This window comes from Natronorubrum daqingense (genome assembly GCF_001971705.1).
Lineage (GTDB): Archaea > Halobacteriota > Halobacteria > Halobacteriales > Natrialbaceae > Natronorubrum > Natronorubrum daqingense.
The window spans coordinates 3,345,191-3,368,657 of record NZ_CP019327.1 but is presented as its reverse complement, the minus strand read 5'-3'; the positions used below and the strand labels follow the sequence as shown (position 1 = coordinate 3,368,657).

At 64.0% G+C, this 23,467-nt stretch carries 22 protein-coding genes; 13 read left to right on the top strand and 9 right to left on the bottom strand.

The features are described from left to right. Window positions 1-39 precede the first annotated feature (39 nt). Both BB347_RS16320 and BB347_RS16315 read left to right on the top strand, forming a co-directional pair. Window positions 40-1,434, top strand: a complete 1,395-nt coding sequence (locus BB347_RS16320; protein WP_076579786.1) for a M28 family metallopeptidase — start codon at window positions 40-42, stop codon at window positions 1,432-1,434. 107 nt (window positions 1,435-1,541) lie between these two features. Continuing rightward, window positions 1,542-4,244: a PAS domain S-box protein gene (locus BB347_RS16315; protein WP_076579788.1), complete on the top strand. Its 2,703-nt coding sequence runs from the start codon at window positions 1,542-1,544 to the stop codon at window positions 4,242-4,244. Between the two features lie 66 nt (window positions 4,245-4,310). Here BB347_RS16315 and BB347_RS16310 read toward each other — a convergent pair whose 3' ends face one another. The 4 genes from BB347_RS16310 to BB347_RS16295 all read right to left on the bottom strand — a co-directional run bounded on the left by BB347_RS16310 (window position 4,311) and on the right by BB347_RS16295 (window position 7,368). Further along, a complete protein-coding gene (locus BB347_RS16310; RefSeq protein WP_076579790.1) occupies window positions 4,311-4,628 on the bottom strand; it encodes a NifU family protein in 318 nt (105 codons plus the stop codon). Between the two features lie 78 nt (window positions 4,629-4,706). Then, window positions 4,707-4,949, bottom strand: a complete 243-nt coding sequence (locus BB347_RS16305) for a hypothetical protein (protein ID WP_076579792.1) — start codon at window positions 4,947-4,949, stop codon at window positions 4,707-4,709. 35 nt (window positions 4,950-4,984) lie between these two features. Continuing rightward, a complete protein-coding gene (gene truA / locus BB347_RS16300; protein ID WP_076579794.1) occupies window positions 4,985-5,836 on the bottom strand; it encodes a tRNA pseudouridine(38-40) synthase TruA in 852 nt (283 codons plus the stop codon). Between the two features lie 89 nt (window positions 5,837-5,925). Then, window positions 5,926-7,368: a sulfatase family protein gene (locus BB347_RS16295; RefSeq protein WP_076579796.1), complete on the bottom strand. Its 1,443-nt coding sequence runs from the start codon at window positions 7,366-7,368 to the stop codon at window positions 5,926-5,928. A 165-nt stretch (window positions 7,369-7,533) separates the two neighbouring features. Between BB347_RS16295 and BB347_RS16290 the strand changes: the two genes are divergently transcribed. The 3 genes from BB347_RS16290 to BB347_RS16280 all read left to right on the top strand — a co-directional run bounded on the left by BB347_RS16290 (window position 7,534) and on the right by BB347_RS16280 (window position 11,132). After that, on the top strand, window positions 7,534-9,063 hold the full coding sequence (locus BB347_RS16290) for a sulfatase (protein WP_083687700.1): 1,530 nt from the start codon (window positions 7,534-7,536) through the stop codon (window positions 9,061-9,063). A 96-nt stretch (window positions 9,064-9,159) separates the two neighbouring features. Continuing rightward, complete coding sequence (locus BB347_RS16285) at window positions 9,160-9,456, top strand: hypothetical protein (protein WP_076579798.1); 297 nt, start codon at window positions 9,160-9,162, stop codon at window positions 9,454-9,456. An 83-nt stretch (window positions 9,457-9,539) separates the two neighbouring features. Next, window positions 9,540-11,132 (top strand): hypothetical protein, encoded by a 1,593-nt coding sequence (locus tag BB347_RS16280; RefSeq protein WP_076579800.1) that lies wholly within the window; start codon window positions 9,540-9,542, stop codon window positions 11,130-11,132. Window positions 11,133-11,140: 8 nt separating this feature from the next. Here BB347_RS16280 and BB347_RS16275 read toward each other — a convergent pair whose 3' ends face one another. After that, window positions 11,141-12,508, bottom strand: a complete 1,368-nt coding sequence (locus BB347_RS16275) for a restriction endonuclease (protein ID WP_076579803.1) — start codon at window positions 12,506-12,508, stop codon at window positions 11,141-11,143. 139 nt (window positions 12,509-12,647) lie between these two features. On the opposite strand from BB347_RS16275, the gene BB347_RS16270 reads away from it, so the two are divergent. Next, window positions 12,648-13,049, top strand: coding sequence for a hypothetical protein (locus BB347_RS16270; protein WP_076579805.1), 402 nt, complete (start codon window positions 12,648-12,650; stop codon window positions 13,047-13,049). A gap of 302 nt (window positions 13,050-13,351) precedes the next feature. Here BB347_RS16270 and BB347_RS16265 read toward each other — a convergent pair whose 3' ends face one another. The 3 genes from BB347_RS16265 to BB347_RS16255 all read right to left on the bottom strand — a co-directional run bounded on the left by BB347_RS16265 (window position 13,352) and on the right by BB347_RS16255 (window position 17,066). Continuing rightward, window positions 13,352-14,272, bottom strand: coding sequence for a TIGR03571 family LLM class oxidoreductase (locus tag BB347_RS16265; protein ID WP_076579807.1), 921 nt, complete (start codon window positions 14,270-14,272; stop codon window positions 13,352-13,354). A 100-nt stretch (window positions 14,273-14,372) separates the two neighbouring features. Continuing rightward, window positions 14,373-14,933, bottom strand: coding sequence for a metal-dependent hydrolase (locus BB347_RS16260; RefSeq protein ID WP_076579809.1), 561 nt, complete (start codon window positions 14,931-14,933; stop codon window positions 14,373-14,375). Window positions 14,934-15,092: 159 nt separating this feature from the next. After that, window positions 15,093-17,066: an aconitate hydratase gene (locus BB347_RS16255; protein WP_076579811.1), complete on the bottom strand. Its 1,974-nt coding sequence runs from the start codon at window positions 17,064-17,066 to the stop codon at window positions 15,093-15,095. A gap of 489 nt (window positions 17,067-17,555) precedes the next feature. Here BB347_RS16255 and BB347_RS16250 point away from each other — a divergent pair, with 489 nt between their 5' ends. The 7 genes from BB347_RS16250 to BB347_RS16220 all read left to right on the top strand — a co-directional run bounded on the left by BB347_RS16250 (window position 17,556) and on the right by BB347_RS16220 (window position 23,009). Further along, a complete protein-coding gene (locus BB347_RS16250; protein WP_076579813.1) occupies window positions 17,556-18,038 on the top strand; it encodes a deoxyuridine 5'-triphosphate nucleotidohydrolase in 483 nt (160 codons plus the stop codon). 87 nt (window positions 18,039-18,125) lie between these two features. Then, on the top strand, window positions 18,126-18,680 hold the full coding sequence (locus BB347_RS16245) for a hypothetical protein (RefSeq protein WP_076579815.1): 555 nt from the start codon (window positions 18,126-18,128) through the stop codon (window positions 18,678-18,680). Window positions 18,681-18,779: 99 nt separating this feature from the next. After that, window positions 18,780-19,244: a CopD family protein gene (locus tag BB347_RS16240; RefSeq protein WP_076579817.1), complete on the top strand. Its 465-nt coding sequence runs from the start codon at window positions 18,780-18,782 to the stop codon at window positions 19,242-19,244. Between the two features lie 137 nt (window positions 19,245-19,381). Further along, complete coding sequence (locus BB347_RS16235; RefSeq protein WP_076579819.1) at window positions 19,382-19,819, top strand: hypothetical protein; 438 nt, start codon at window positions 19,382-19,384, stop codon at window positions 19,817-19,819. A 152-nt stretch (window positions 19,820-19,971) separates the two neighbouring features. Continuing rightward, a complete protein-coding gene (gene gnd, locus BB347_RS16230; RefSeq protein ID WP_076579821.1) occupies window positions 19,972-20,871 on the top strand; it encodes a phosphogluconate dehydrogenase (NAD(+)-dependent, decarboxylating) in 900 nt (299 codons plus the stop codon). Between the two features lie 159 nt (window positions 20,872-21,030). Next, window positions 21,031-21,348, top strand: a complete 318-nt coding sequence (locus BB347_RS16225; protein WP_076579823.1) for a HalOD1 output domain-containing protein — start codon at window positions 21,031-21,033, stop codon at window positions 21,346-21,348. Between the two features lie 173 nt (window positions 21,349-21,521). Next, entirely contained in the window at window positions 21,522-23,009 is a 1,488-nt protein-coding gene (locus tag BB347_RS16220; RefSeq protein WP_076579825.1) for an HNH endonuclease, read from the top strand. A gap of 2 nt (window positions 23,010-23,011) precedes the next feature. Here the strand turns inward: BB347_RS16220 and BB347_RS16215 are convergent, their stop codons facing one another. After that, entirely contained in the window at window positions 23,012-23,467 is a 456-nt protein-coding gene (locus tag BB347_RS16215; protein WP_083687701.1) for a hypothetical protein, read from the bottom strand.

The window sequence follows — 23,467 nt, the reverse complement described above, 5'->3', positions numbered from 1 at the left end:
CAGCCCGACGCATAACTCACTCGAGCGCGAAGGGGGCGTATGGACGACGAACGTTTGGGTGACGACGCCGATCACCTCGCTCTCGCGCTCGGCCGTGCGTGGAGTGACGACCGGGGCTGGGAGTTGCTGACGAAGCTCACCGAACTTCCCCACCGAATGGGGGGCTCGCCCGGGGAGCGACGAGCCGCCGACCTCGTCGGCGAGGCGTTTTCCGTCGCCGGCCTCGCGGACGTACAGCAAGCGGAGTTCCCGATGCAACACTGGGAACGGGGGACGACGGAACTCGCCGTTCTGGATACCGTAGGAGGAGACGGCGAGTCCGAGTCGGGACGCTCGTTCGAGGCGATCGCGCTGCCCTACGCGCCGGCGGGGGACGTCCGAGGGGAACTGGTCGACGTCGGTTACGGAACCCCGGCGGAACTCGAGGAGATCGACCTGCAGGGGAAAATTGCGGTCGCGAGCACGACGACGCCGTCCGGGCAGCGATTCGTTCACCGGATGGAGAAGTTCGGTCACGCGGTCGCTGCCGGTGCCGACGCGTTCGTCTTCGCGAACCACATTCCCGGCCAGTTGCCGCCGACGGGGGCGTTGAAGTTCGACGCCGAAGCCGCGATGCCGGGAGTCGGCGTCAGCGCTGAAACCCACGACTGGCTCCGCGAGTACGCCGACCGCGGCGCTCGAGCCCGGATCCGCGTCGACGCGTCGACCGAACCGGGCTCGAGTCAGAACGTCCACGGCACGCTCGGGCCGGACACGGACGAGGAGGTGCTCGTCGTCGCCCACTACGACGCCCACGACACGTCGGAAGGGGCGCTCGACAATGGCTGTGGCATCGCGACCGTTGCGGGGGCGAGTGCGATCCTCGCCGAACTCGAAGCCGACCTCGAGTGTCGGGTTCGCGTCGCCGGCGTCGGCTGCGAGGAGATCGGCTTGCTGGGTGCCGAGGCGCTGGCCGAGGAACTCGACCTCGAGTCGATTCGGGCAGTGATCAACGTCGACGGTGCGGGTCGCTTTCGGACGCTTCGGGCGTACTCACACGGCTCCACGGCGATCGAAGCGATGGCCGAGGAAGTCACGGACGCGGCCGGACAGCCGGTTTCTCACGAGCCGGATCCACATCCGTTCAGCGATCACTGGCCGTTCCTTCGCGAGGGCGTCCCGGCGCTCCAGTTACACAGCGAGCCGCCCGAAGGGGCCGAGCGGGGGCGCGGGTGGGGGCACACGGCGGCGGACACGCGCGACAAGGTCGATCCGCGGAATCTCCGAGAGCACGCCATGCTGACGGCGTTGTTGGTTCGGGACGCGACGCGCCGTCAGCTCCCGCGTCGTGACGAGCGCGACCTCCGCGAACAGTTGCAATCGCAGTCCTACGAACCGGGAATGCGCGCCGCTGACATCTGGCCTCGATCGTGGGACGATTCATCTGACACGTAACGGTTCATTTGACACGCAACCGTCCACGAATCGGTACAGAACACAGGTTATCCCACCCGTCGTAATTCGAACAAGGGTTTAACTGCTGGTGACGACTTTCGACGATAATGAGTGATCTGGGGGATGGGACACGGTCGGACGCCGATATCGACAGTGAACTACTCCATGCACGATCCTTCCGAACGCTCGCCGAAAACGTATCGGAGAGCGTCTATCAACTGGATTCGGACGGCCACTTTCTTGCGGTCAACGACGCGTTCGTCGAGGCGAGCGGATACGACCGCGACACGCTGCTCGGTGAACACGTCTCACTCGTCGTCGATGGGCCAACGCGCTCGCGACTCGAGGACGGAATTCGCTCGTCGCTCGAGGGCGAGGACGAGACGAGCGAGACGGGCGAGACGGACGAGACGGACGAGACGGACGAGTCACTCGAGTTCGTAATCGAAACGACCGGTGGGAAACGGGTATCGGGTGAGGCGACGGTCGAAGGGCTTCGCATCGGTGGAGAGTTTGCCGGGAGTGTTGGCGTCGTTCGTGACCTCGAAGGTGATGACGATTCTGGCGGCCACCAGCGACCGGCGGTGAGCGCGAGTGAACCGATTCCGTCGGTCATGGACGAGGCCGACATCGGCGTGTTCGTCCTCGACGAATCGTTCGATATCGCGTGGATCAACGGGACGATCGAGACGTACTTCGGAATCGACCGGGCCAAGGTCGTCGGTCAGAACAAGCCGACGGTCATCGACGAGACGATCAAGGACAACTTTGCCGACCCCGAAACGTTCGCGACGAACGTCCTCGCGACCTACGAGGACAACACGTACGTCGAGGAGTTCGAGTGTCGAATCACGGGCGGCGATGGCCGTGAGGATCGGTGGCTCGAGCATCGGAGCAAACCGATCGATTCGGGCCGATACGCGGGAGGGCGGATCGAACTGTACTACGACGTGACGCAGCGAAAGGAGTCAGAACGGGCCCAACTCGAGAGCGAGCAACGATTTCAATCGCTGGTAGACGCAGTCGAAGAGTACGCGATTTTCATGCTCGACACGGAGGGCAACATCGTGAGCTGGAACGGTGGTGCCGAACAGATCAAGGGCTACGAGGCCGAGGACGTCCTCGGCGAGCACATCTCGCTGTTTTATACGGAAGCGGATCGGAAAAACGGCATTCCCGAGCGAAACCTCAAACGGGCGAGAGAACGCGGTTCGGTCGAAAACGAAGGCTGGCGCGTCCGAGCAGACGGAGCCGAGTTCTGGGCGAACGTGACGATTACCGCGATTCGAAACGACGGCGAATTGCAGGGGTTCGCGAAGGTTACGCGGGATATGTCCGATCGACGAGAGCGCGAACGACAACTCCAGCGCGAACGCGACCTCACGGAGCAAATCCTCGAGACGAGTCCGGTCGGAATCGCCGTCGTCAACCGCGATGGAACGACAAACCGGGCGAACGAACGGATGGCCGACTTGCTCGGATTGTCGGGATCGAATATGACGGCTTACACCGCGGGGCAACGGGAGATGTTCGACGCGGACGGACAGCTCGTTCCGGTCGACGATCGACCTGCGAGTCGCGTCTTCGAGACGGGACAGCCGGTGTACGACAGGGAGATTCGTCTCGAGCTACCCGACGAGCAACAGCGCTGGCTTTCCGTCAACGCGACGCCGATCACCGACGACCGAGGAGAGCCCGAGCAGGTGGTCACGACAGCGACGGACATTACGGATCTCAAGAAGTTAATCGAGCGCCGGAAACGTAAACTCAAGGAGCGAGAGAAGGAACTCGCCGCCGTCCAACTCGCCACGGACTTACTCGAGACCGGCGACCAGCCGGTCGACGAACTGCTCGACGAGTTCGTGTCGAAGCTTCCTCAGTCCTTTCACGCACCGGAACTCACTGACGCGCGGGTCACATTCGGCAGGCACGAGGCGACGACCGATGGGTACGAACCCCTCGAACGGTCGATTACGGCCCACAGCGCGACGGCCAGTGGAACGCGAATTGCAATCGACGTGGTCACCCGACACGAAACCGACGAGTCGTTTGTCGCCGAGGAGCGAGAGTTGATCGACACGGTAGCGACCCTGTTGACCTTTCACTTCGAGCGCCAGGAGTACATCGACGAGTTGCGTGCGGAAACCAGACGACTGGAACAGTTCGCCTACGCGGCCAGTCACGACCTGCAGGAACCGCTGCGGATGGTCTCGAGTTACCTCCAACTCATCGAGAATCGGTACGGAGACGACCTCGACGAGGACGGCCGCGACTTCCTCGCGTTCGCCGTCGACGGTGCCGAACGCATGCGAGAGATGATTCAGGGGCTGCTCGCGTACTCTCGCATCGAAACGCGGGGCAGTCCGTTGGCGCCGGTCGATCTCGATACGGTCCTCGAGGAGGTAATCGCCGACCTCGAGGTTCGACTCGAAGAAAGTGGTACAACGGTGAACGCGGAGTCGCTTCCGACGGTCGAGGGAGACGCCAGTCAGTTACGGCGAGTCTTCCAGAACGTCCTCGACAACGCGATCGAGTACAGCGAGGGAGAGCCACAAATATCCGTCTCGGCCGCTCGAACGCACGATGAGTGGACGGTCACCGTCGAAGACGAGGGAATCGGCATCGACCCGGACGACGCAGAGCGGATCTTCGAGGTGTTCACGCGACTGCACAGTCGGAGTGAGTACGACGGAACCGGTATCGGCCTTGCACTCTGTCGGCGCATCATCGAACGCCACGGCGGAGAGATCTGGGTCGAGTCGGAACCCGGCGAGGGAGCAGCCTTCTCGTTCACGCTACCGGCCGTCTAACGTTCGCCTCGCCACCTGTCGGTACCGACTCGAGGTCGACGCCGACTCTGTCGATCTCGAGGAATATTAGAACGGAACGTCGTCCGAGATTTCACGCCCGGTACCTTCGGTCAGGCCGTCGAAGCCCGTGCTCACCGAGACGGTCTCGATTTCCTCGACGTCGTTGGGCAGCCGTCGTTGAATCGCCTGCGTCGTCATCGGAGAGACGCCACAGCCACTACAGGCACCGCTCAGATTGATCTCCACGTGACCCGCCTCGAGATCGACCTCGGTGATCGAGGAATCGCCGCCGTGGGCCTGAATCTGTGGAAAATTCCGCTGGAGGAACATCGATACGTCCGCTCGAACCTCGTCTTCTGACGACTGCGGGGCGGATTCACTCATGTGCGAGCCTAGTCGCTGGACGAGTATATCAGTGTTCACTGCTCGAGTCGAGTCCGACCGTATCGATCGAGTCGGCCATCATCCCCGCATCTCGGCGTCGACGGCCGTCCGAACGGTTCGAGCGACGCCGAGCATCGCGATGAACGACCCGGCGACGACGAGGGAGACGAAGATGAAAATGCCGATGCCGACCGCGCCGACGTTCGAGTACTCGAGCAGCGGCGAGACGACCTGATACCCCAGATAGATGATGATCACTCCCGCTGCGACGTGCAGCGATGCCCGCCAGTACGCACCGTATTCCTCCGGAGACAGTTCCATGCTCCGAGGTGTCGGGCCCGGTACAAAAATGCTCGTTACAAGCCGCCGACGCCGTCGGCGAGTTGGCCCGCCACGCGTCCGGCCGTCCGTCGGTCGATCCGTCGCGCCTCGAAGATTTCTCGAGCGCTCGAGGCCGCCCGGTCGTCGCGCTCGAACACGAGGTCCGGATACTCGACATCGGTGAGAACGAGCGGCTCCGGCGGCGCGGGGGCGACGCCCTCGTGGCCGGGCAACGCCTCGGGCGCGAACACGCGATCGACCTTCTCGAGTGGGGCCTCGCCGACCGCGATCGAGCGAGCGAGCGAGACGAGTCGCCGGACGAGTTCGCGAGCGAAGCCCCCCGCGCTGACGGTGACGACGAAGTAAGGGCCGTCGCGGGCGGCCTCGAGCGTCGGCGCGCGCTCGGTGTTGTGGTCGTCCGGCGTGAGGTTGTGGACGTCGTGGTGCCCGGAGAGGGCGTCGCAGGCGGCGTGAAACCGGTCGTCGTCGAACGCGTCTTCGCCCTCGTCGGACGGTAGACTCGAGTCCCGCGGGGCGTACAGGTGGTACGTGTACTCCCGACGGACGGCGTCGTGCGTCGCGTGAAAGTCCGACGGCGCGTCGCTCGCCGCCCAGGCCCGAACGTCGGCGGGGAGTTCGCCGTTTAGGGCGCGCGGGGTGAGCCAGTCGGGTGCCTCGAACGCGACCGTCTGTGCGAGCGCGGAGACGCCGGCGTCCGTTCGGCCCGCGGCGGCGTAGCCCGCCGGCTTGTTGGCGTCGGGCGAGAGGACCTCGAGCGTGACGAGCGCGTCGAAAATTGCGCCCTCGACGGTCGGTACGTCGGGCTGGCGCTGGAAACCGTAGTATCCGGTGCCGTCGTAGGCGATCCGAAAGGCGCGCTTGCGCATCGATCGGATCGAGGGGAGCCAGCGTGTTAGGCGCGTCGAACGGGCTCGATTCGCGTGCCGTCGGGTCGCACTCGTTCCCGTCGGCCGACTCAGTTCCGCGTGGCCTCGCGGTCGTCGGCCAGTCGGGGGTGGATCGTCTCCCAGTCGTTCGGCAGGACGGGACCCTCGAGCAACGGATCGTTCGTCGCGTCCATCCACTCGAGTAACTCGTCCTCGAGTCGGTCACGGGCGGCCACCGTTTCCGGGTCGTCGGAGCCCTCTCCCGTCGCGAGGTTGTCCTGCTCGAGGGGGTCGTCCTCGAGGTCGTAGAGCTCCTCGTAGGCTCGTTGCTCGCCGTAGTACTCCTCGCGGAGTTCGCGGCCGGCGTCGCTGCAGTAGATGTCGGTCGTCATGTAGACCGCGGGGAGGTGCCAGAAGTTCCGGATGTACTTCCACCGATCTGTCCGGATCGCGCGGGAGGGATTGTACCGATCGTGCCAGGTCATGCCGGCGAAGACGCGGTCTCGAGGTTCGTACTCGCCATCGGAACCCTCGTGCGTCCGCTCGTCGCCCGCGAAGAGTAACGGCGCGACGCTCCGGCCGGCGATCGGCCGTTCGTTCGACCCCGTCGCCCCGTCTCCCTCGTCCGCCGTTTCGGGAACCGACGCGTCGGCGACCTCGAGCAGCGTCGCGAAGACGTCGACGTTGCTCACGAGATCGTCGACGACCCGACCCGGCGCGAACCCGTCGGGCCAGTGCATCAGCAGGGTCGCACCGATACCCGGATCGTAACAACAGCCCTTCGCTCGGGGCATGGCTAATCCGTGCTCGGTCGTGAACACGACGAGCGTCTCCTCGAGCACCCCCGCCGTCTCGAGGGCGTCGAGGATCGTGCCGACGCCGTCGTCGATCGCGCCGACCATGCCCTGTACCTCGGCGATGTCCGACCGGATACCCGGCTCGTCGGGGAGGAACTCGAGCGGGGACACCTCCTCGGGGTCGGGCGCACCGTATCGCTCGCCTTCGAAGCCGAAGCCGCCGTTCTCCTCGACGCGGTGGGCTTCGAAGAAGCCGACCGAGGCGAAGAAGGGGTCGTCGTGGTCGCCTGCCTCGAGGACGTCGGCGAGGTCGGCCGCCACGTCTCGAGCCCGGGACGTTTCGTGCACCGAGGGCGGTGCGTCCGCCGTCAACGGTTCCTCGGTGTGGATCCGGTCGTAGCCGAGTCGGTCGGGAAACTTCGTGACGTGTTGTAATCCGAAAAGGTGGGTCTGGTAGCCGGCGTTCGAGAGGCACTCGGGGAGGAGGTGCTCGTCGTCTCCGAGTTCCCAGTTCCCGTGAGCGAGTCCCAGCATGCCGTTTTGATGGGGATGTCGGCCGGTCATGAGACTCGAGCGACTGGGCGAACACTGGGGTGCCGTGACGAAGTGACGGTCGAATCGGACGCCCTCGGCAGCCAGCGCGTCGATCCGTGGCGTGTCGACGGCCGCGCCGTAACACCCGACGTACTTCCCGAGGTCGTGGCAGTGAATCAAGACGATGTGTGGCCGGGTCATCGACGGGTGATACGGCGACGGCGCGAGTAATGGTTCGGACCGTCACGAGCGCGGAAGGGTCCCTTCGAGATGAGAGACAGGTGTACGTGACGGTTTCTGCCCGCGGAACACCTGCACACGCTGGGGAGACGGCCTTCCCTGCAAGCAGCGGATGATGTGCCACCCATGGCGAATACCACCGATACCGGGGATTCGACGGCTAACGGACGTGACCCGGCGTCACACTCAATTCCGCGGAACATCGTTCTCGTCGTTCTCGATACGGCTCGAGCGAAGACCAGCGGCCCGGAGACCAGCCCGACGCTCACGGACCTCGCGCGGGAGGGGACGTCCTTCGAAAACGCGTTCGCAACCGCACCGTGGACGTTGCCCTCTCACGCATCGATGTTCACCGGGACGTACTCCTCGACGCACGGCACGCACGGCGGCCACACCTTTCTCGACGAGGATCTGCGAACGCTTCCCGAAGCGCTCGCCGAAGCCGGTTACGAGACAATCGGCGTCTCGAACAACACGTGGATCACCGAGGAGTTCGGGTTCGACCGCGGCTTCGACGACCTCAGGAAGGGCTGGCAGTACATTCAATCGGACGTCGATATGGGAACCGTCGTCCGCGGCGAAGACCTCCGAGAGAAACTCCAGGCGACTCGAGATCGGCTGTTCGAGGGCAATCCGCTGGTCAACACCGCGAACGTCCTCTACAGCGAACTCTTCCAGCCGAGCGGCGACGACGGCTCCGCTCGCACGACGGCCTGGATTCGAAACTGGCTCGACGATCGAGACGACGAGCAACCGTTCTTCCTCTTCTGTAACTTCATCGAGCCCCACGTCGAGTACGACCCCCCGCGAGCGTACGCCGAGCGCTTCCTCCCCGAGGACGCGAGCTACGAGGAGGCCAGATCGATCCGACAGGACCCGCGCGCCTACGATTGCGAGGACTACGAACTCACCGAACGGGATTTCGAGCTTCTTCGCGGACTCTATCGGGCGGAACTCGCGTACGTCGACGACCAGCTCGCGGCCCTCCGAAGCGCACTCGAGGACGCGGGCGAGTGGGAGGACACCCTCTTCGTCGTCTGTGGCGACCACGGCGAACACATCGGCGAACACGGCTTCTTCGGCCACCAGTACAACCTCTACGACACCCTGATCAACGTCCCGCTGGTCGTCCACGGCGGCCCGTTCACCGACGGCGGCACGCCAGACGATCTCGTCCAACTGCTCGACCTGCCTGCGACCATCCTCGAGACCGTCGGCGTCGACGATCCGGAACTCCTCGAGCAGGGCTCGAGTCGGTCGCTTCATCCCCAGTCGACGGACCCGTCGCGAGAGGCCGTCTTCGCCGAGTACGTCGCCCCCCAGCCGTCGATCGAGCGCCTCGAGGCGCGCTTCGGCGACATTCCGGATCGCGTTCGAGCGTACGATCGACGGCTTCGGGCAGTTCGGACAGCGACGCACAAGTACGTCCGCGGCGACGACGGGTTCGAACGCCTCCACGACGTGCGAATCGACCCGCAGGAGCGAACGAACGTCGCGGATCGAAGTCCGGAACGAGTGCGTGACCTTCGAAGCCGACTCGAGGAGCGATTCGGTTCGTTCGAGGAGGCCGACGTGCCCGGCGCGGGTGCCGAGACGGGGCCGGTCGCGATGCGCGACGGGACGAAAGAACGACTCGCGGATCTGGGATACCTCTGAGGGCGAGCGACGGGAGATGCGTCTCGGTACGTTTGCTTTGAAGCGGACACTCGTACACGCGGAAGGGTTTCCCCGTCCGATCGAAACCGCCCGCGCATGTTCCAGCCTCGGCCCGCCGAAACGGGGTCGTTTCCGTTTCCGGTTCGCGTTCAACACGATCGCCCGGCCAACGAATTTCGACTCGTCGCCGATATCTATCCGACCCAGAACGACGATCTAACGGTCCACGTCGGAACGAATCGGGTTCGGCTCGCGGTCGCCTCGGGCGACGCCGTCTTCGAACGAACGATCGCGCCGCTCCCCTCGAGACGCGTTTTCGGGGACGACCACCGCGGCGCGTACAACAACGGCGTGCTCACCCTCACGCTCGAGACGAGAGTCGGTATTCGCTGACGCACGCGGGCGCGCCTGAGAGGAACGACCACCGTGCCGGCACCAGTCTTTTGCGCGAGAGCGCGCTATCCGTACCCATCTCGATGTCACCGTTGCACGATCGTCTCGAGGGCGACGGATTCGTCCCCTTCTTTCGCTCCTACACGAAGACCTGGGTCCACACCGTCGCAACGGCCGGGCTGACCGCCTTCGGGACCCTCACCATCGTCCACCGGTGGTTCGCCGGACTCGCCCTCGCGACGTACGTCCTCCCGCCGATCGTCCTCTACATCAGATACGGCAAGCGAGGCGAGGCGACGCGAGCGGACGACCGCGACGCGACTCGAGCCGTCGACCGCGACGCGCCGCCGGACGAACCGTCGTCAGAGACGGCCACAGAAGCCACGTCGAGGCCAGAGACGACCACGGAGGCCGCGCCGAGGACGAAGCCGGAGCGTGAACCCGACGCGGGCCCCGCTCGAGAGCGTCGTCCGTCGGAATCGACTCCCGACGAGCGGACGCACGAGCGCCACCCGACGGACGACTCGGGTGAGACACCAGAACCAACTACGGCTGCACACGAGGACGTCGAAGGCGGCGCAGATCATAGGGCCAGCGTCGAAGACGGCACGGTAGCCGACGCCGACGACGATGATGTCACGGGAGACGAAACTGCTGACAGAGATGGCGCAGTGGACGAAATTGCTGACAGGGATGGCGCAGTGGGCGAAGCCGACGGCAGCGATGTCGATGTGGGTGAAACCGACGACAGCGACGAGACGTCGGACGAGCGTCGACGCGAGCGAGAGGTCGAGTCATCGTCCGCCGACTGGACGACAGCCGAATCCCCCGCGGACGCCTCGCTCCGTGACGTCGTCGCCACCTCGAGGGGCAGTTACGCCGTCGGCGACGGCGGCGTCGTACTCGGCAGTGGTGAAGACGGCGAGTGGTCGGTGCTTCTCGAGGACGGCCCCGCAGCGGGCGGCAACGACCTCCACGGCGTGGACGCGACGAGCGACGGCGGCGCAATCTGGGTCGCCGGGGCCAGCGGCTCGCTGGGCCGCCTCGATCCAGAGACCGGTCGGCACGTCGATTACACCGCGCCGGAGGACATTACGGACAACTGGCTCGGCGTCGCCGTTGGCGGCTCGAGCGGCGAGGAGACCGTGCTCCTGATCACCGGCTCCGGGGCCGTTCTCCGCGGCACGTACGGAGACGGCGAGGTCGCGTGGACCGGCCCGGAGAAACCCGGCAGCGGCTCGAGTCTGTCCGCGATCACCCTTTCCAAGGATGGCGTCGGCTACTGCTGTGACACCAACGACGGCGTGTTCGAGACGACCGACGGCGGCGACTCGTTCGACCGGATCGGCCTCGAGGGTGCCGACGGGACGCTCACAGACATCGCGACGACCGACGACGGTACCTGTCTCGCGAGCGCGGACGACGGAGTCGTCCACCGCTTCGACGAGACGACGTGGACCCCCGAACGCGTCACCGACGGGACGATAGAGGGGCTCGCGGCGGCAGGCGAGCGCGTCGTCGCGTGCGGCGACGGAACGATCTACGAGCGCGAGGACCCGGCGGCCGAGTGGGAAGAATTCGACACGGACCGGGAGAATTCACTGCTGGCGGTTTCGGTCGCGGACGCTCGAGGAGTAGCGGTCGGCGAGAACGGTGCAGTCGTCGAGCGAACGTAACTAGCTGCTCAGAGGAGGCCAAGCGAGAGCACGAGGGCGAGGGCGAACACCGCGAGTGCCAGCGCGAGAACGGTTCCTGCTGCCAATGGGGTGTTCTCCGTCGCTTTTTCCTGGATCGACATCGCGGCGTACTCCTCGCTGAAGGCCTCGGCGTTCGCCTCGCTGTAGAAGTACATCGTTCGGAACGCGAATCGCTCCGTGACCGCACAGCCCGTACAGACCGGTTCACCCTCGAGTCGCTCCGTCTCGATGTGGTCGTCGCAGTTGATGCTGCCACAGTTCGGACAGTACGTGTACGTCTCCTCGGGGTCGGCCCTCTCGCAATGGACACACTTGGCAAACTCGTTCGTCGTCGTCGCTCGAGAGGGACCGGCGGCGTAGTAGCTGTACGTGTACGTGTAGTCACCGAGTGAGAGCGTCGACTGAACGTGTGGTGCGTAGACGGGGTCGATCGACCAGATCGAGATATCAGACGGTCTGGGCGTGCAGTCCTTCTCGTAGTCCAGATTGTTCTCGCCCGTATAGTGGACCGTCGTCGAGTGCGTTTGCTGGACTCGGTCGATCGCCCACTGTTTGTACCTCGTCTCCGTCTGACCGAATCGGTCGACATCGACGCCGTCGAACGTTCGCTCGAGGTCGACGCGCTCGAGATCGACCCGGGGGGCTGAGCGATTCGAGACGAGTGATCTGACGTCGTCGTCTGCGATCCGTGGCGAGTCGCTTCCGGCGTGCAACACGAGGTCGTCCGTTTCGTCGACCTGGTGGACGACGCCGGCGGCCGTCTCGAACGTGGCGCTCGTCTTCGCGTGAACGGCCACCATCGGTTCCAGCGAGACGGTCGTTTCGGGGGTCGGAACGGTCACCGACTCGAGGTTCTCGACGTTCTGCAGGGCGTCGAAGACCGGTGCGTCGCGGCCGGCGGTCGGGTGCATCGGTCGAAGCGCCTCTTCACAGTTGATCTCGATCCGGCCGTTGTAGAGGTCCATCCCGATGCCATCACTCAGCTCGCTGATGGCAGTGCCATCGAGGAGTTCGATGCCCCCGTCTCGTCTGGATCCGAGATCGTCGACGTACTCGCGCGCAGCGTCGGTGAATCGGCCGGTCGTAACCACCATTCCGCGAACGGGGCCCTCGGAGTCGTGCGCTTCGACGACCGAGTGGAGGGTCTCGACCGGCCCCTGGCCGACCGCCTTCGCGTGTTCACAGGCGACGACGACTGCTCGGTGGTGACCGTCGACGATCTCCTCCATCAGAATATCCCGACCCGTTTCGGCCGTCTGGCGAGTTTGGCGGACGTTCTCGTACCCGAGGTTCCGGAACACGTCCTCCATGAGGTCCTCGAACTCGTAGTCCGAGAGGTCGTCCAGGATCGCCATCGCGTTCACCGATACTAAAGACTCCAGCACCGATAGCGTTTCGGATCGTGTGATGGTGCCAAATGCCAATGTGTCGGGTCGCTTCGCTCGTCGAGTGAGCCGTGAAACGTCTTTTGTTGTCTCTCACGTGGGACTACCCATGGCAACCGATCCCGACGACCTCGAGCTCAGCGACAGTGAAGCAGCCACTCTCCACGACCTTCAACTCAGTATCGAGTACGTGTACCGGGCCTACGGCTCCTTACTCGAGTTCCACCACCAACTGGGCCACGCGATGGATCGGATGAGCGACGCCGAGGACGACCTCAGAGACGCCGGCCACGAGGAGTGGGCGAACGAGCTCCGAGACGAACACCTCCCCGCAGGAGCGATCAGCGACCAGTGGACGTTCGAACTCGTCGAAGAGTTCTCCACGGAGTTCCTCGAGGAGGTCGACGCCTTCGAATCGAACGTCAGAGACGAACTCGCCGACGGCATCGACCACGTGACCGAACGACGCCAGAAGCGACGGCTTCGCGACCGAGCCGAACGAGAGGACTGACGGTGGAAACAAGAGGACTGCGAAACGGAACGAAACGACTGCCGAACGAAACGAGGAAGCCATCACCGAACTCGAGCGCGTCGGGACGACCTTCTACGAACCGGATGACAGCCTCGAGGCCGCTCGAGACGACCTCGTGGTAGACGCCGAGACGCCGACCGCGAGGGAGTCCGCGCAGGCTAACGTGGTCAGAATGACCGTCCACGATGGCCTCGAGGACTGCTTCGAGGAGTCCGGCCTGCTCGGGACGGCGGCCACAAATCGGTCGCTACCCCGCATGAGGACGGTTCCACGCGCTCGACCTACAGCCCGTCTATGATCTCGTCGGCGAACGTCGACAGCGCCGCCTCCGTGTCGTCGTTTTGGATCCCGATGATCGCGTGGTCGAGTCCGTACGACTCGAGTCTGCGGAAGTAGTCCCGAAACCACTCGATCCCGGCGTGGAATCCGAGGTGGAGCGGCTCCGGGTCGGCCGTCGGATCGTCCGCCAACTCGACGCGAACCGCGATGGCGAACGGTTTCTCGTCCGCTCGCTCGCGCCAGCCGGCGAGGTATGACTCGAGCGTCGACTCCGGGAGGTGATAGAAGAGCCAGCCGTCGCCGTGCTCGGCGATCCACTCGTCGGACTGCCGGGAGTTGCCCGTCGGCAAGAGCGGAATCGTCTCCGCCGTCGGCTTCGGAACGACGTCGAGGTCGCCCTCGAGCGAGCCCCACTCGCCCTCGAGTTCGGGGTACTCCTCACGCCAGAGGGTCCGGATCGCCTCGTATCGCTCGCGAAAGGCACGGCCGCGATCCTCGCGGCCGACGTCGAAGGCGGGGTACTCGGGGTCGCGGTCGCCGGAGGCGACGCCGAGAACGAGTCGCCCATCGGAAAGCTGGTCGATCGTCGCCGCGGACTTCGCGACGTGAATCGGGTGTCGCAGCGTGAGGACGACACTCGAGGTCCCGAGCGCGATGTCGTCCGTCTGCGCGGCAACGTGTGAGAGCCACGGCCAGGTGTCGAACGTCTGGCCCGCGTCGCCGAATTTGGGCCAGAAGGTCGGCACGTCTCGCGTCCAGAGGCCGTCGAAACCGACCTCCTCGGCGTGCGTCGCGAGTTCGATCTCGCGTTCGGGATCGGGCGTCGAACGGTTCGCTCCGGTCAAGGGAAAGCCCGCGCCGAAGGTCAGTCCCTCGCGGTCGAACAACCGTCGATAGCCAGCGTTCGCGTGGTCTGCGGGCATTCACTCGAGCTATCGGGTGCGCTCACAAGACGCTGTTCGTTTTCGTCGGCGTGGACGGGAGGAGCGAGGCACCCTCACGCCGGAGAGGGACAAAACGCCCTCACGCCGGGATCCGATCGCGAACGTACTCGAGTCCCGGGCAACCGTCGACGTACCAGAGCGCGATCGCCATCCCGAACAGCAGCCACTCGGAGAAGAAGAAAATCGCGGGGTTCGTGAACGGCCCCACGAGCACTTCGACGACCGCGGGCGGTTCGAACAGTCGGTCGTGAAACCGAAACGTCGGCTGCTCGAGCAGCGGCCAGACGAGGAACTCGGTCCCGTGGGGATACCCGAGGAACGCCCGCGGCGGGACGTCAGTGAGGACGTGTGCGAGGTGTGCGATGGCGAACGCCGTCGCGGTCTCGAGGCGTCCGAGCGCGAATCCAGCGGCGTACACGAGGGCGAGCAGCCCCGCGGCGAACAACAGCGAGTGGGCGAGCGAGCGGCCGCTGGGCAGAATCCCGAACCACCACGCGAGTGGCTTGTCGATCAGATCGGCGAGTTGCGAGCCAGCCAAGACCGCCAGCGCCGGCTCCGGTCGCGGTGGCCGGCCGAATCGGCCGCGGGCGTACAGCGAGTACACGATGTAGGCGACGCCGAAGTGTCCCCAGGGCCACATGGTCGGGCGTACCTATCCACGGCGTGTAGTTAAGTCGTCCGTAACCCGGAGACGGAACCGTGTTCCGCTGTCGAAGGCGATCGAATCGGGACGGAGGACTCTCGGTGGCTTCGTCGGCCCAAAAAAGGACGGAACTGTTCGGTGTGTTGCGTCGCCTGATCAGTCGTCGGCGGGCGTCGCACCGCTGGCGCCTTCGGCCTGGTCGCGCGTCCAGGAGAGTTTGCCACCGGCGGCGAGGATTGCGCGCTCGCGTTCGGAGGCGTCGAGGGTCGTCGTGACTTCGTAGTCGTCGTTGATGCGGACGGTGAACTCCTCCTGTCCGCTCGTGACGGCCTCGTAGACGTCGTCGACGATCTCGATCTCGTCGCCCTGATCGATGTTCTCGTAGGTCTCCTCGTCGATCGTCAGCGGGACGATACCGAAGTTGAAGAGATTCGCGCGGTGGATGCGTGCGAAGCTCTGTGCGAGGACGCCCTCGATGCCGAGGTACATCGGACAGAGGGCGGCGTGCTCACGCGAGGAACCCTGACCGTAGTTCTCGCCGGCGACGAGGAACCCGCCGTCGGCCTCGAGCGCGCGCTCGGCGAAGGTGTCGTCGACGCGGCTGAGAGTGAACTCGCTCAGTTTGGGGACGTTCGAGCGGTACATCAGGATGTCCTGGGTCGCAGGAATGATGTGGTCGGTCGTGATGTTGTCCTCCATCTTCAGGAGTGCGTCTCCCGAGATGTCGGAGCCGAGTTCGTCACGCAGGGGCACGTCGCCGATGTTCGGACCCTTGATGAGTTCGTCGTCGACGGCTTCCTCGGGTGCGATGAGGTCCGTCTTGGAGCCGTCGTACTCGTCGGGGAGTTCGACGCCGGGAGCCTCGAGATCGTCGACTTCCTCCTCGAGGTTCCGTGGGTCGATGATCTCGCCTTTGATCGCCGCGGCGGCGGCGACCTCCGGCGAACAGAGGTAGACGTTGTCGTCTTCGATTCCCGAGCGACCCTCGAAGTTGCGGTTGAAGGTTCGCAGGGAGACCGAATCGGAGGCGGGAACGTGACCGATGCCGATACAGGCACCACACGTCGCCTCGGAGAAGTTGACGCCAGCGGCCATCATCTCCGCGACCCAGCCCTCGCGGGCGAGCATCTCGGAGGCCTGCTTGGAGCCGGGGGCGACGATCGTCTCGGTTTCCATCGAGACCTCGCGGCCCTCGAGCATCTTGGCGACGGGGAGGATGTCCTCGTAGCCACCGTTCGTACAGGAGCCGACGATGACCTGCTCGACGGACTCGCCCTCGACCTCGCTGACGGGCACGACGTTGTCGGGCATCGATGGCGTCGCGATCAGCGGTTCGAGGTCGGAGAGGTCGACGACGATTTCGTCGTCGTACTCGGCGTCGTCGTCGGGCTGAAGCTCAACGTACTCGTCGCCGCGGCCGACGCGCTCTAAGTAATCCTCGGTCTGCTCGTCGGTTGGGAAGATCGACGTCGTCGCGCCGAGTTCGGTTCCCATGTTGGTGATCGTCATCCGCTCGGGTGCGGTGAGCGATTCGACGCCGGGACCGGTGTACTCGAGAATCTTGCCGACGCCGCCCTTGACGGAGAGACGACGGAGCATCTCGAGGATAACGTCCTTCGCGGTCGCCCAGTCGGGGAGTTCGCCCTCGAGGCGAACGCTGACGATTTCGGGCATTTCCACGTAGTAGGGTGCACCGCCCATCGCGACGGTGATGTCGATGCCACCCGCGCCGATGGCGAGTTCGCCGAGCCCGCCAGGCGTCGGGGTGTGACTGTCCGATCCCAGCAGTGTCTTGCCGGGTGCGGCGAAGTTCTCGCGGTGAACGTTGTGACAGATACCGTTACCGGGTCGGGAGAAATGAGCGCCGAACGTGCCGGCTGCAGATCGCAGGAAACGGTGATCGTCCGTATTCTTAAAGTCGAACTGGTAGGTCTGGTGGTCGCAGTATTGTGCGGCAATCTCGGTCTGGACTTCGTCCAGTCCCATCGCTTCGAACTGGAGCCAGACCATCGTTCCGGTCGTGTCTTGGGTAAGTACCTGGTCGATCTCGATCCCGATCTCCTCGCCGGTCTCGAGTTCGCCCTCGACGAGGTGATCGTCGAGAATCTTCTCGGTGAGAGTCTGTCCCATAGCATACAAAACTCGGCTGCCCGGCCTGATAAATCCAGCGTGTTTCTACGAGGAGAGCGCGATTTGTGGGACTACACGCGTCCTCGTGAGCGGTGTCGTCGACGATGGTGTGAGCGCGGAGAGCGACTCTCGTCGTAACGGTCCGGCAATCGCTAGCCACCGTACTCTTTCACCTCGAGGTTCGAACGCAGAGTGGCACAAAAACGGCTGTGAAGCGAGCGTACGCAGACCGTCTGTCAGCAGTGTAAGAGCAGTGTAAGGACCGTCTGTAAGCAGTGTAAATAATGTGGGTGTACGCACGTACGGTGACCACCAGTCACCAGCGAGTGTAGCCACCGGTCACCGGCGAGTGTGGCGTGTCGTCTCGAGAGGTGGCGCGTATTCGACGCGCCGTGTCGTGTGGTGGTGTGTACGTTGGTACTCGGAAACCTAGCGTACGGGCCGTGACGAACGGATACGCTTTTCTCGATTCCCTCGCGTTGTCCCCACATGTTCCGTTCCGGTGCGTTCGTCGCCGAGCACATCTCGCCGACGACCGACGATCAGATTCAGCCAAACGGCGTCGACCTCACCTTAGACGTCGTCTTCGAACAACTCGAGCCGGGGCGTATCGGCCGAGACGGGAAACAAGTCGGCGACCGAATCGCCCGCCCGCTCGAGGAACTCGAGGAGGCCGACCCCGACACGTACTATCTGCCAAAGGGCGCGTACGTCGCGCGCTACGGCGAACGAATTCACATTCCCGACGGCCACATCGGGTTCGTCTACCCGCGTTCGTCACTGATGCGAAACTCGTGTATGCTCAACACGGCCGTCTGGGACGCCGGCTACGAAGGCCGCGGGGAAGGCCTGTTGCAGGTCCACCACGATATCGAAATCGCACGCGGCGCGCGAATCGCCCAGCTCGTCTTCGCCGAAGCGAACCACGAGGACGTCTACGACGGCAGCTATCAGCGCGAAAACCTCGAGTAGCGGCGGATTCTCGCAGGCGACGCCAATCCTCCCTCGAGGCGAGTGCGCGTACCCTTTTAGTCACTGCCAGCGGAAGGTTCGGTATCGATGATGGCGACGACCCACGTGTTCGCCGGCCTCGCACTCGTCGCCCCCGTCGCGATGGTGGTCCCCGAATTCGCACTTCCGCTCGCGCTCGGCGCGATCGTCGGCGGTCTCGCGCCGGATGTCGACCTCGTCTTCACCCACCGACGAACGTTTCACTTCCCCGTCGCTGGGATCGCACTCGCCGTCCCGGTGGCCGTCGTCGCTCTCGTCGCCCCCTCGAGCGCCACGGCAGCGCTGGCGGCGTTCGCGGTGAGCGCGTGGCTCCACGCGGCGAGCGACGCGCTCGGCGGCGGCCCCGAGATGGACCCCTGGAACGACCGGAGCGAGCGCGCCGTCTACGACCACGTGCGCGGGCGGTGGGTCCGCCCCCGTCGCTGGATTCGCTACGACGGAGCCCCCGAAGACGCCGCACTCGGCGTCGCGCTCGCGATTCCGGCGCTGATCGTCTACGACGGCCCGGTCGCGTCGCTCGTTCTCGGCGGAATCGGACTCTCACTGGGCTACGCGGCCCTGCGTCGGCGACTCGTCGCGTGGGTTCCGGACTGGCTCGAGTGAGAGACGCCCAGACTCGTGTAGTCACCGCGCCTTCCATCGGTCTGACAGACACGGCGGCGAGTCGGAACGCTGATACTCCCGCTCACCAAGCACATCCGTATGGTTGATACGTTCCTCGCCCAGACGACACATCTCGTCTTCGCCGCGATCTGGGCCGGCAGCGTCTTCTACGTCGCGTTCGTCATTTTGCCCCTGGCTCGAGACGGCGCGTTCAACTCGACGAAACCCCTCGAAGTCATTTCGAGCAAACTCACGACCATCTCTCGGATCAGCGCGCTTCTCTTGTTGCTCTCGGGGGGCCACCTCGCCGGAACGGGATACACTTCGGAGAGCCTCTTCAACACGACGAACGGGCAACTCGTACTCGCGATGGTCGCGCTCTGGGCCGTGTTGGCCGCGCTCGTCGAAATCGGCGCGAAGCGACTCGAATCCGGGCTCAACGGCAAGAAACTCCGAGAGCCTGCGGGCGACGCGCTCTCGATCTATCGCGCGGCCGCGGTCGTCGCCATCGCACTGCTCGTTATCGGCGGCATGATCACGACGGGCGTGACGCGATACTTCTAACCGAACTGACTGCTTCGAAGGGGAGTTCGGGTCGGTGAATTCGACGGCGTGGTGACGCACGCACCCCGTCGCCGGCCGGGTTTTAAGCGAACGTGTCCGTGCGAAAGATACTTGGTGGATTGCTGTAACGTATGTCCATGATGATTAGGGGCAAAGAACTGGCGCTGTCGGTGCTCGCGGTTGGAACCGCTGCAGTCGCCGGCTACGTGTTGCATTCGGGCCAACAGACCGATTGCCCGTCCCGGTCGAAAGCCAACCTCGGGGCGCGCATCGTCGCCCGCGAGGACGTGCCCCGTGGCGCCACCGTCGTCGAGAGTACCTCACAGCGACTCGAGGAGATTCCCGGTGCGCGACGGGTGGTCGAACGGGCGATTCGAGCCGACGCAGACGAAGAGTGGGCACACGTGACGATCGAACACGAGGGTGCGTGGTCGGTCGTCGACGCGGTTCGGGGATCGCTGCCGTACTACGACGGGAAACACGGGGAGTACAACGGCGTCTACATCCAGTACGACGGGCGATTCGTCGTCCTCGATGCCTTCGGTTGGGCCCGTCTCGAGGAACCGCTGCAGTAAGGAACGCTGGCGTGTACTCGAGCCGTGTGAGCGGTCTGTCTCTTATATTCATTTTCGCTCGAGCGACGCGCTGTTCTCCGTCTGGGCGCCGTTGATTCACCCCGACGAGCGAAACCACAACCACTACCATCTGGCCACGTCGAGTGACGGGCATGCAACTGGGCGTAATCGGACTCGGACGGATGGGCCAGATCGTCGTCGACCGAACGCTCGAGGCGGGCCACGACGTCGTCGCCTTCGACCTCGAACCGGACGCCGTCGCGACGGCGGCGGACGCCGGTGCCGAACCGGCAGAGTCGATCTCGGATCTCGTCGACCGACTCGGCGCGGAGAAACGCATCTGGCTCATGGTCCCCGCGGGCGACGCCGTCGACGCCACGCTCGAGGAACTCGACGGGCACCTCGAGGCGGACGATGTCGTGGTCGACGGCGGCAACTCCTACTTCGAAGACTCCGTGCGTCGCGCGGAGGCCTGTTCCGCAGCGTATCTCGACTGTGGCACCTCCGGCGGCCCCGCAGGCGCGGAACTCGGTTTTTCACTGATGGTCGGCGGGCCCGAGTGGGCGTACGACGAACTCGTCCCCGTCTTCGACGCCGTCGCGACCGGTCCCGACGGTCACGAGCGTATGGGTCCCGCTGGCTCGGGCCACTACGTGAAGATGATCCACAACGGCGTCGAGTACGCCCTCATGCAAACCTACGGCGAAGGGTTCGAACTCCTCCACGAGGGTCGATACGACCTCGACCTCGAGTCCGTCGCGTCGGTCTGGAACAACGGCGCGGTGATCCGCTCGTGGCTGCTCGAACTCTGCGAGGAAGCCTTCCGCGAGGAAGGATCCGATCTGGGCGACGTCGCCGACCGTATCGAAGGGGGATCGACCGGCACGTGGACCGTCCAGGAGGCCCTCGAACAGGAGGTCCCGCTGCCGCTCATCTACACCGCGCTCTCAGAGCGATTCGGCTCGAGAGCCGACGACGGGCGGTTCTCCCGCCGGTTGGCGAGTCGCCTTCGCTACGGCTTCGGTCGCCACGACGTGCCGCGTCGTGAGTGAGGCCTGACACGATAGAATGAATTGACGGGGCTTACACCCTCAAACGCCCGCGTCATCCATCGGAGAATATTCCACGAAACTAACCTGTGATTTTGCGTGTCCGACCGATGGCGAAAAATTGGGTCATTTTCTTTACGCCCGGTCTCTACAGCATCAGTTATGAACGCACACCAGTCGACGACGGTAGCGGCGAGCGACGACCAACGACCGAGCATGGCCGTCGTCGACCTCATTAGCCAGGCAACGGGCACGAACCCGATCGAACTCGAGCCACTCTACAACGTCATCGATCCCGACGTCCTCGACTCGCTCTGTACGTCAAGTAGCGGTTTCTCGACGCTCGAGTTCGAGTACGCCGGCCGAACAGTCGCCGTCGAGCAGACGGCCGACGGCGTCGAAATCTCACTCGAGACGGTGACGATCGGCGCGACAGGAGCGTCAGCGGATGCGGAAAGCGAACCGACGGTTTCGGAGTAATTCTTCACGCGGAGTCGACGGAGTTGTGACTGAGCACCCATGTGCTACTACAGGCATGTAAACGGTGGTTTCGTTCCGTTATCGTCACCTGTAACTGTTTGCCGACGAAGCGCACGTCTCCAGTGAAGGCCAGTCAATTTATACAGCGTGGGGGTAACTTCCAGTCGTATGAAATGACGTCGGAAAAACGATCGATCGCTGTGCGGTTTTTCGGAGGGGCCGGCAATTACACTACCGTCCTCGAGGAGTGTTGCACGCACATTCTGACGTCGGATCCGACTGAAGCAGCACTTGTCGAGTGGGTGAAATCGAACACGAAAGCGACGAGTACCGACGGTATCCGTGACCGACTTCGGTTTCTCGAGGCCCTCGAACTACTCGAGATCGAACCGGAACGCGTACGGCTGACCGAGACGGGAATTACGTGGGTTTCGCAAACGGATCCAAACGTGTTGTTCGAACAGCTCGATGCAACGGTCTACGGGTTCGAGACGGCCCTCGAGGCGTTGCAGAATGGACCAAAAACGGACGCCGAATTGGGCGACAGCATCGCAAACACGCACGCGGAAGTGAACTGGAACGACCCGTCCGGCCCTGCCCAACACCGTGGGTGGCTCCAGAGTCTCGGCTACGTGGAACGATCGGACGGGCTGAATTCGCTGACAGACAGCGGGCGAGCGCTGGCTCGCCGACGCACGTCCGATAGTCCGAATTTCCAGCGCCAAACGTATTATACGCAGGCTGACCTCGAGAAAGCCTTCGACACCAGCTTTGGGTCCTACATCAAGGGAATCAATCCGCGAACCGACGATCACGGCGAGCTGTCGTACATCATCGTGAAAGCACGGGAAGATGGGCCGTACAGCGACGAACTCGACGGAGAGCGGTTTACGTACATCGGCGAGGGTGTACCCTCGAAGGGCGACCAAACGCTGACTGGTGCAAACAAGGCACTCCTCGAGCAAGCCGAGGGTGCATCTGTTCCCGTCTATTTCTTCTACCAACCGGCTGATCGCAGTGACCTTCGATACGAGGGACTGGTTTCGGTCGCCGACGTGCGCTACGTCAGTGCAGACGAACGCGACCGGAGAGTCTACGAGTTCACGATGGAGCGACTGGACCTCGAGCATCCGACGGAGTTCGAAACGCTCGCGGCGTCAGTTACCGCAGGTGAGCGCGAGGAGACCGATTCAGACGCTAATGATGGGACAAACGCTGGCAGCGAGCCGGAACCGGCACTGACCGCTGCAGAGGACGAGTACACCGAGGTCCAGCGACGAGTTCGCTCGAGTGCGTTCGCAAAACGGGTGAAATCGGCCTACGACTTTCGCTGTGCGATCTGTGATCGGAGCCGGGAATCGCCGGCAGGCACGGTCGATATCGAAGCCGCACACATCTATCCGAAACAGGAGAACGGGCGCGATTTCATCCGAAACGGACTCGCCCTCTGTCGATTGCACCACTGGGCGTTCGATACCGGCTGGCTCGCCGTCTCCGATGCGTACCGAATTCTGGTTGCCGACCGGCCCGAACTCGAAGGATACGAGGAATTTTCGCGACTCGAGGGAGCGCAGATTACGGTCCCACCAGCCGAGGACGAACAGCCCCACGCAACGTTTCTCGCTGCACACCGAGAATTACACGGCTTCGAGTCGGTCTGAGGCTACAATTTCCCCTCAGCAGTGTTCAATACGGCTGTTTCACCGGTATCGTAGGCTCGCCGCCAGAGTTTGTGAACGGCTCGAGCGATAACCGGCGGTTCCCCAGCACCGAGACACGACGGTTCGGGATTGGGCGATGGTGCATCAGGCGGTGGATGGAAATGCGCATCTGGTGCGCCAAGTTTCGGGTGAAAATCCCAGCGGAAGTGACGCTCGACCGAATCACTGTGATGAAAGCTGTAGTAGCCTTTTCGATACCAGCGGATGTCGAATCGACAGGAGTCTGCATCACCAATCCCGTCTGAAATGTACACGCGGACCACCTTCGGATTAGCTGGGTTTTCGAATCCAGCGGCGTCGATGAGCCCATCGAGGTTCACCATCGCGGATCGAATCGCGTCCATCGCAGTTACATCGAGCGTTCCGAGTTCGCCGTCGATATCGTCGTCAGCGATCAT

Coding starts and splice junctions, on each gene's coding strand:
- BB347_RS16295 (WP_076579796.1), bottom strand. CDS start 7,368: ATGACCCGGCCACACATCGTCTTGATTCACTGCCACGACCTCGGGAAG.
- BB347_RS16280 (WP_076579800.1), top strand. CDS start 9,540: ATGTCACCGTTGCACGATCGTCTCGAGGGCGACGGATTCGTCCCCTTC.
- gnd (WP_076579821.1), top strand. CDS start 19,972: ATGCAACTGGGCGTAATCGGACTCGGACGGATGGGCCAGATCGTCGTC.
- BB347_RS16260 (WP_076579809.1), bottom strand. CDS start 14,933: ATGTGGCCCTGGGGACACTTCGGCGTCGCCTACATCGTGTACTCGCTG.
- truA (WP_076579794.1), bottom strand. CDS start 5,836: ATGCGCAAGCGCGCCTTTCGGATCGCCTACGACGGCACCGGATACTAC.
- BB347_RS16275 (WP_076579803.1), bottom strand. CDS start 12,508: ATGGCGATCCTGGACGACCTCTCGGACTACGAGTTCGAGGACCTCATG.
- BB347_RS16235 (WP_076579819.1), top strand. CDS start 19,382: ATGATGATTAGGGGCAAAGAACTGGCGCTGTCGGTGCTCGCGGTTGGA.
- BB347_RS16255 (WP_076579811.1), bottom strand. CDS start 17,066: ATGGGACAGACTCTCACCGAGAAGATTCTCGACGATCACCTCGTCGAG.
- BB347_RS16310 (WP_076579790.1), bottom strand. CDS start 4,628: ATGAGTGAATCCGCCCCGCAGTCGTCAGAAGACGAGGTTCGAGCGGAC.
- BB347_RS16240 (WP_076579817.1), top strand. CDS start 18,780: ATGGTTGATACGTTCCTCGCCCAGACGACACATCTCGTCTTCGCCGCG.
- BB347_RS16290 (WP_083687700.1), top strand. CDS start 7,534: ATGGCGAATACCACCGATACCGGGGATTCGACGGCTAACGGACGTGAC.
- BB347_RS16250 (WP_076579813.1), top strand. CDS start 17,556: ATGTTCCGTTCCGGTGCGTTCGTCGCCGAGCACATCTCGCCGACGACC.
- BB347_RS16315 (WP_076579788.1), top strand. CDS start 1,542: ATGAGTGATCTGGGGGATGGGACACGGTCGGACGCCGATATCGACAGT.
- BB347_RS16270 (WP_076579805.1), top strand. CDS start 12,648: ATGGCAACCGATCCCGACGACCTCGAGCTCAGCGACAGTGAAGCAGCC.
- BB347_RS16320 (WP_076579786.1), top strand. CDS start 40: ATGGACGACGAACGTTTGGGTGACGACGCCGATCACCTCGCTCTCGCG.
- BB347_RS16265 (WP_076579807.1), bottom strand. CDS start 14,272: ATGCCCGCAGACCACGCGAACGCTGGCTATCGACGGTTGTTCGACCGC.
- BB347_RS16305 (WP_076579792.1), bottom strand. CDS start 4,949: ATGGAACTGTCTCCGGAGGAATACGGTGCGTACTGGCGGGCATCGCTG.
- BB347_RS16215 (WP_083687701.1), bottom strand. CDS start 23,467: ATGATCGCTGACGACGATATCGACGGCGAACTCGGAACGCTCGATGTA.
- BB347_RS16285 (WP_076579798.1), top strand. CDS start 9,160: ATGTTCCAGCCTCGGCCCGCCGAAACGGGGTCGTTTCCGTTTCCGGTT.
- BB347_RS16225 (WP_076579823.1), top strand. CDS start 21,031: ATGAACGCACACCAGTCGACGACGGTAGCGGCGAGCGACGACCAACGA.
- BB347_RS16220 (WP_076579825.1), top strand. CDS start 21,522: ATGACGTCGGAAAAACGATCGATCGCTGTGCGGTTTTTCGGAGGGGCC.
- BB347_RS16245 (WP_076579815.1), top strand. CDS start 18,126: ATGATGGCGACGACCCACGTGTTCGCCGGCCTCGCACTCGTCGCCCCC.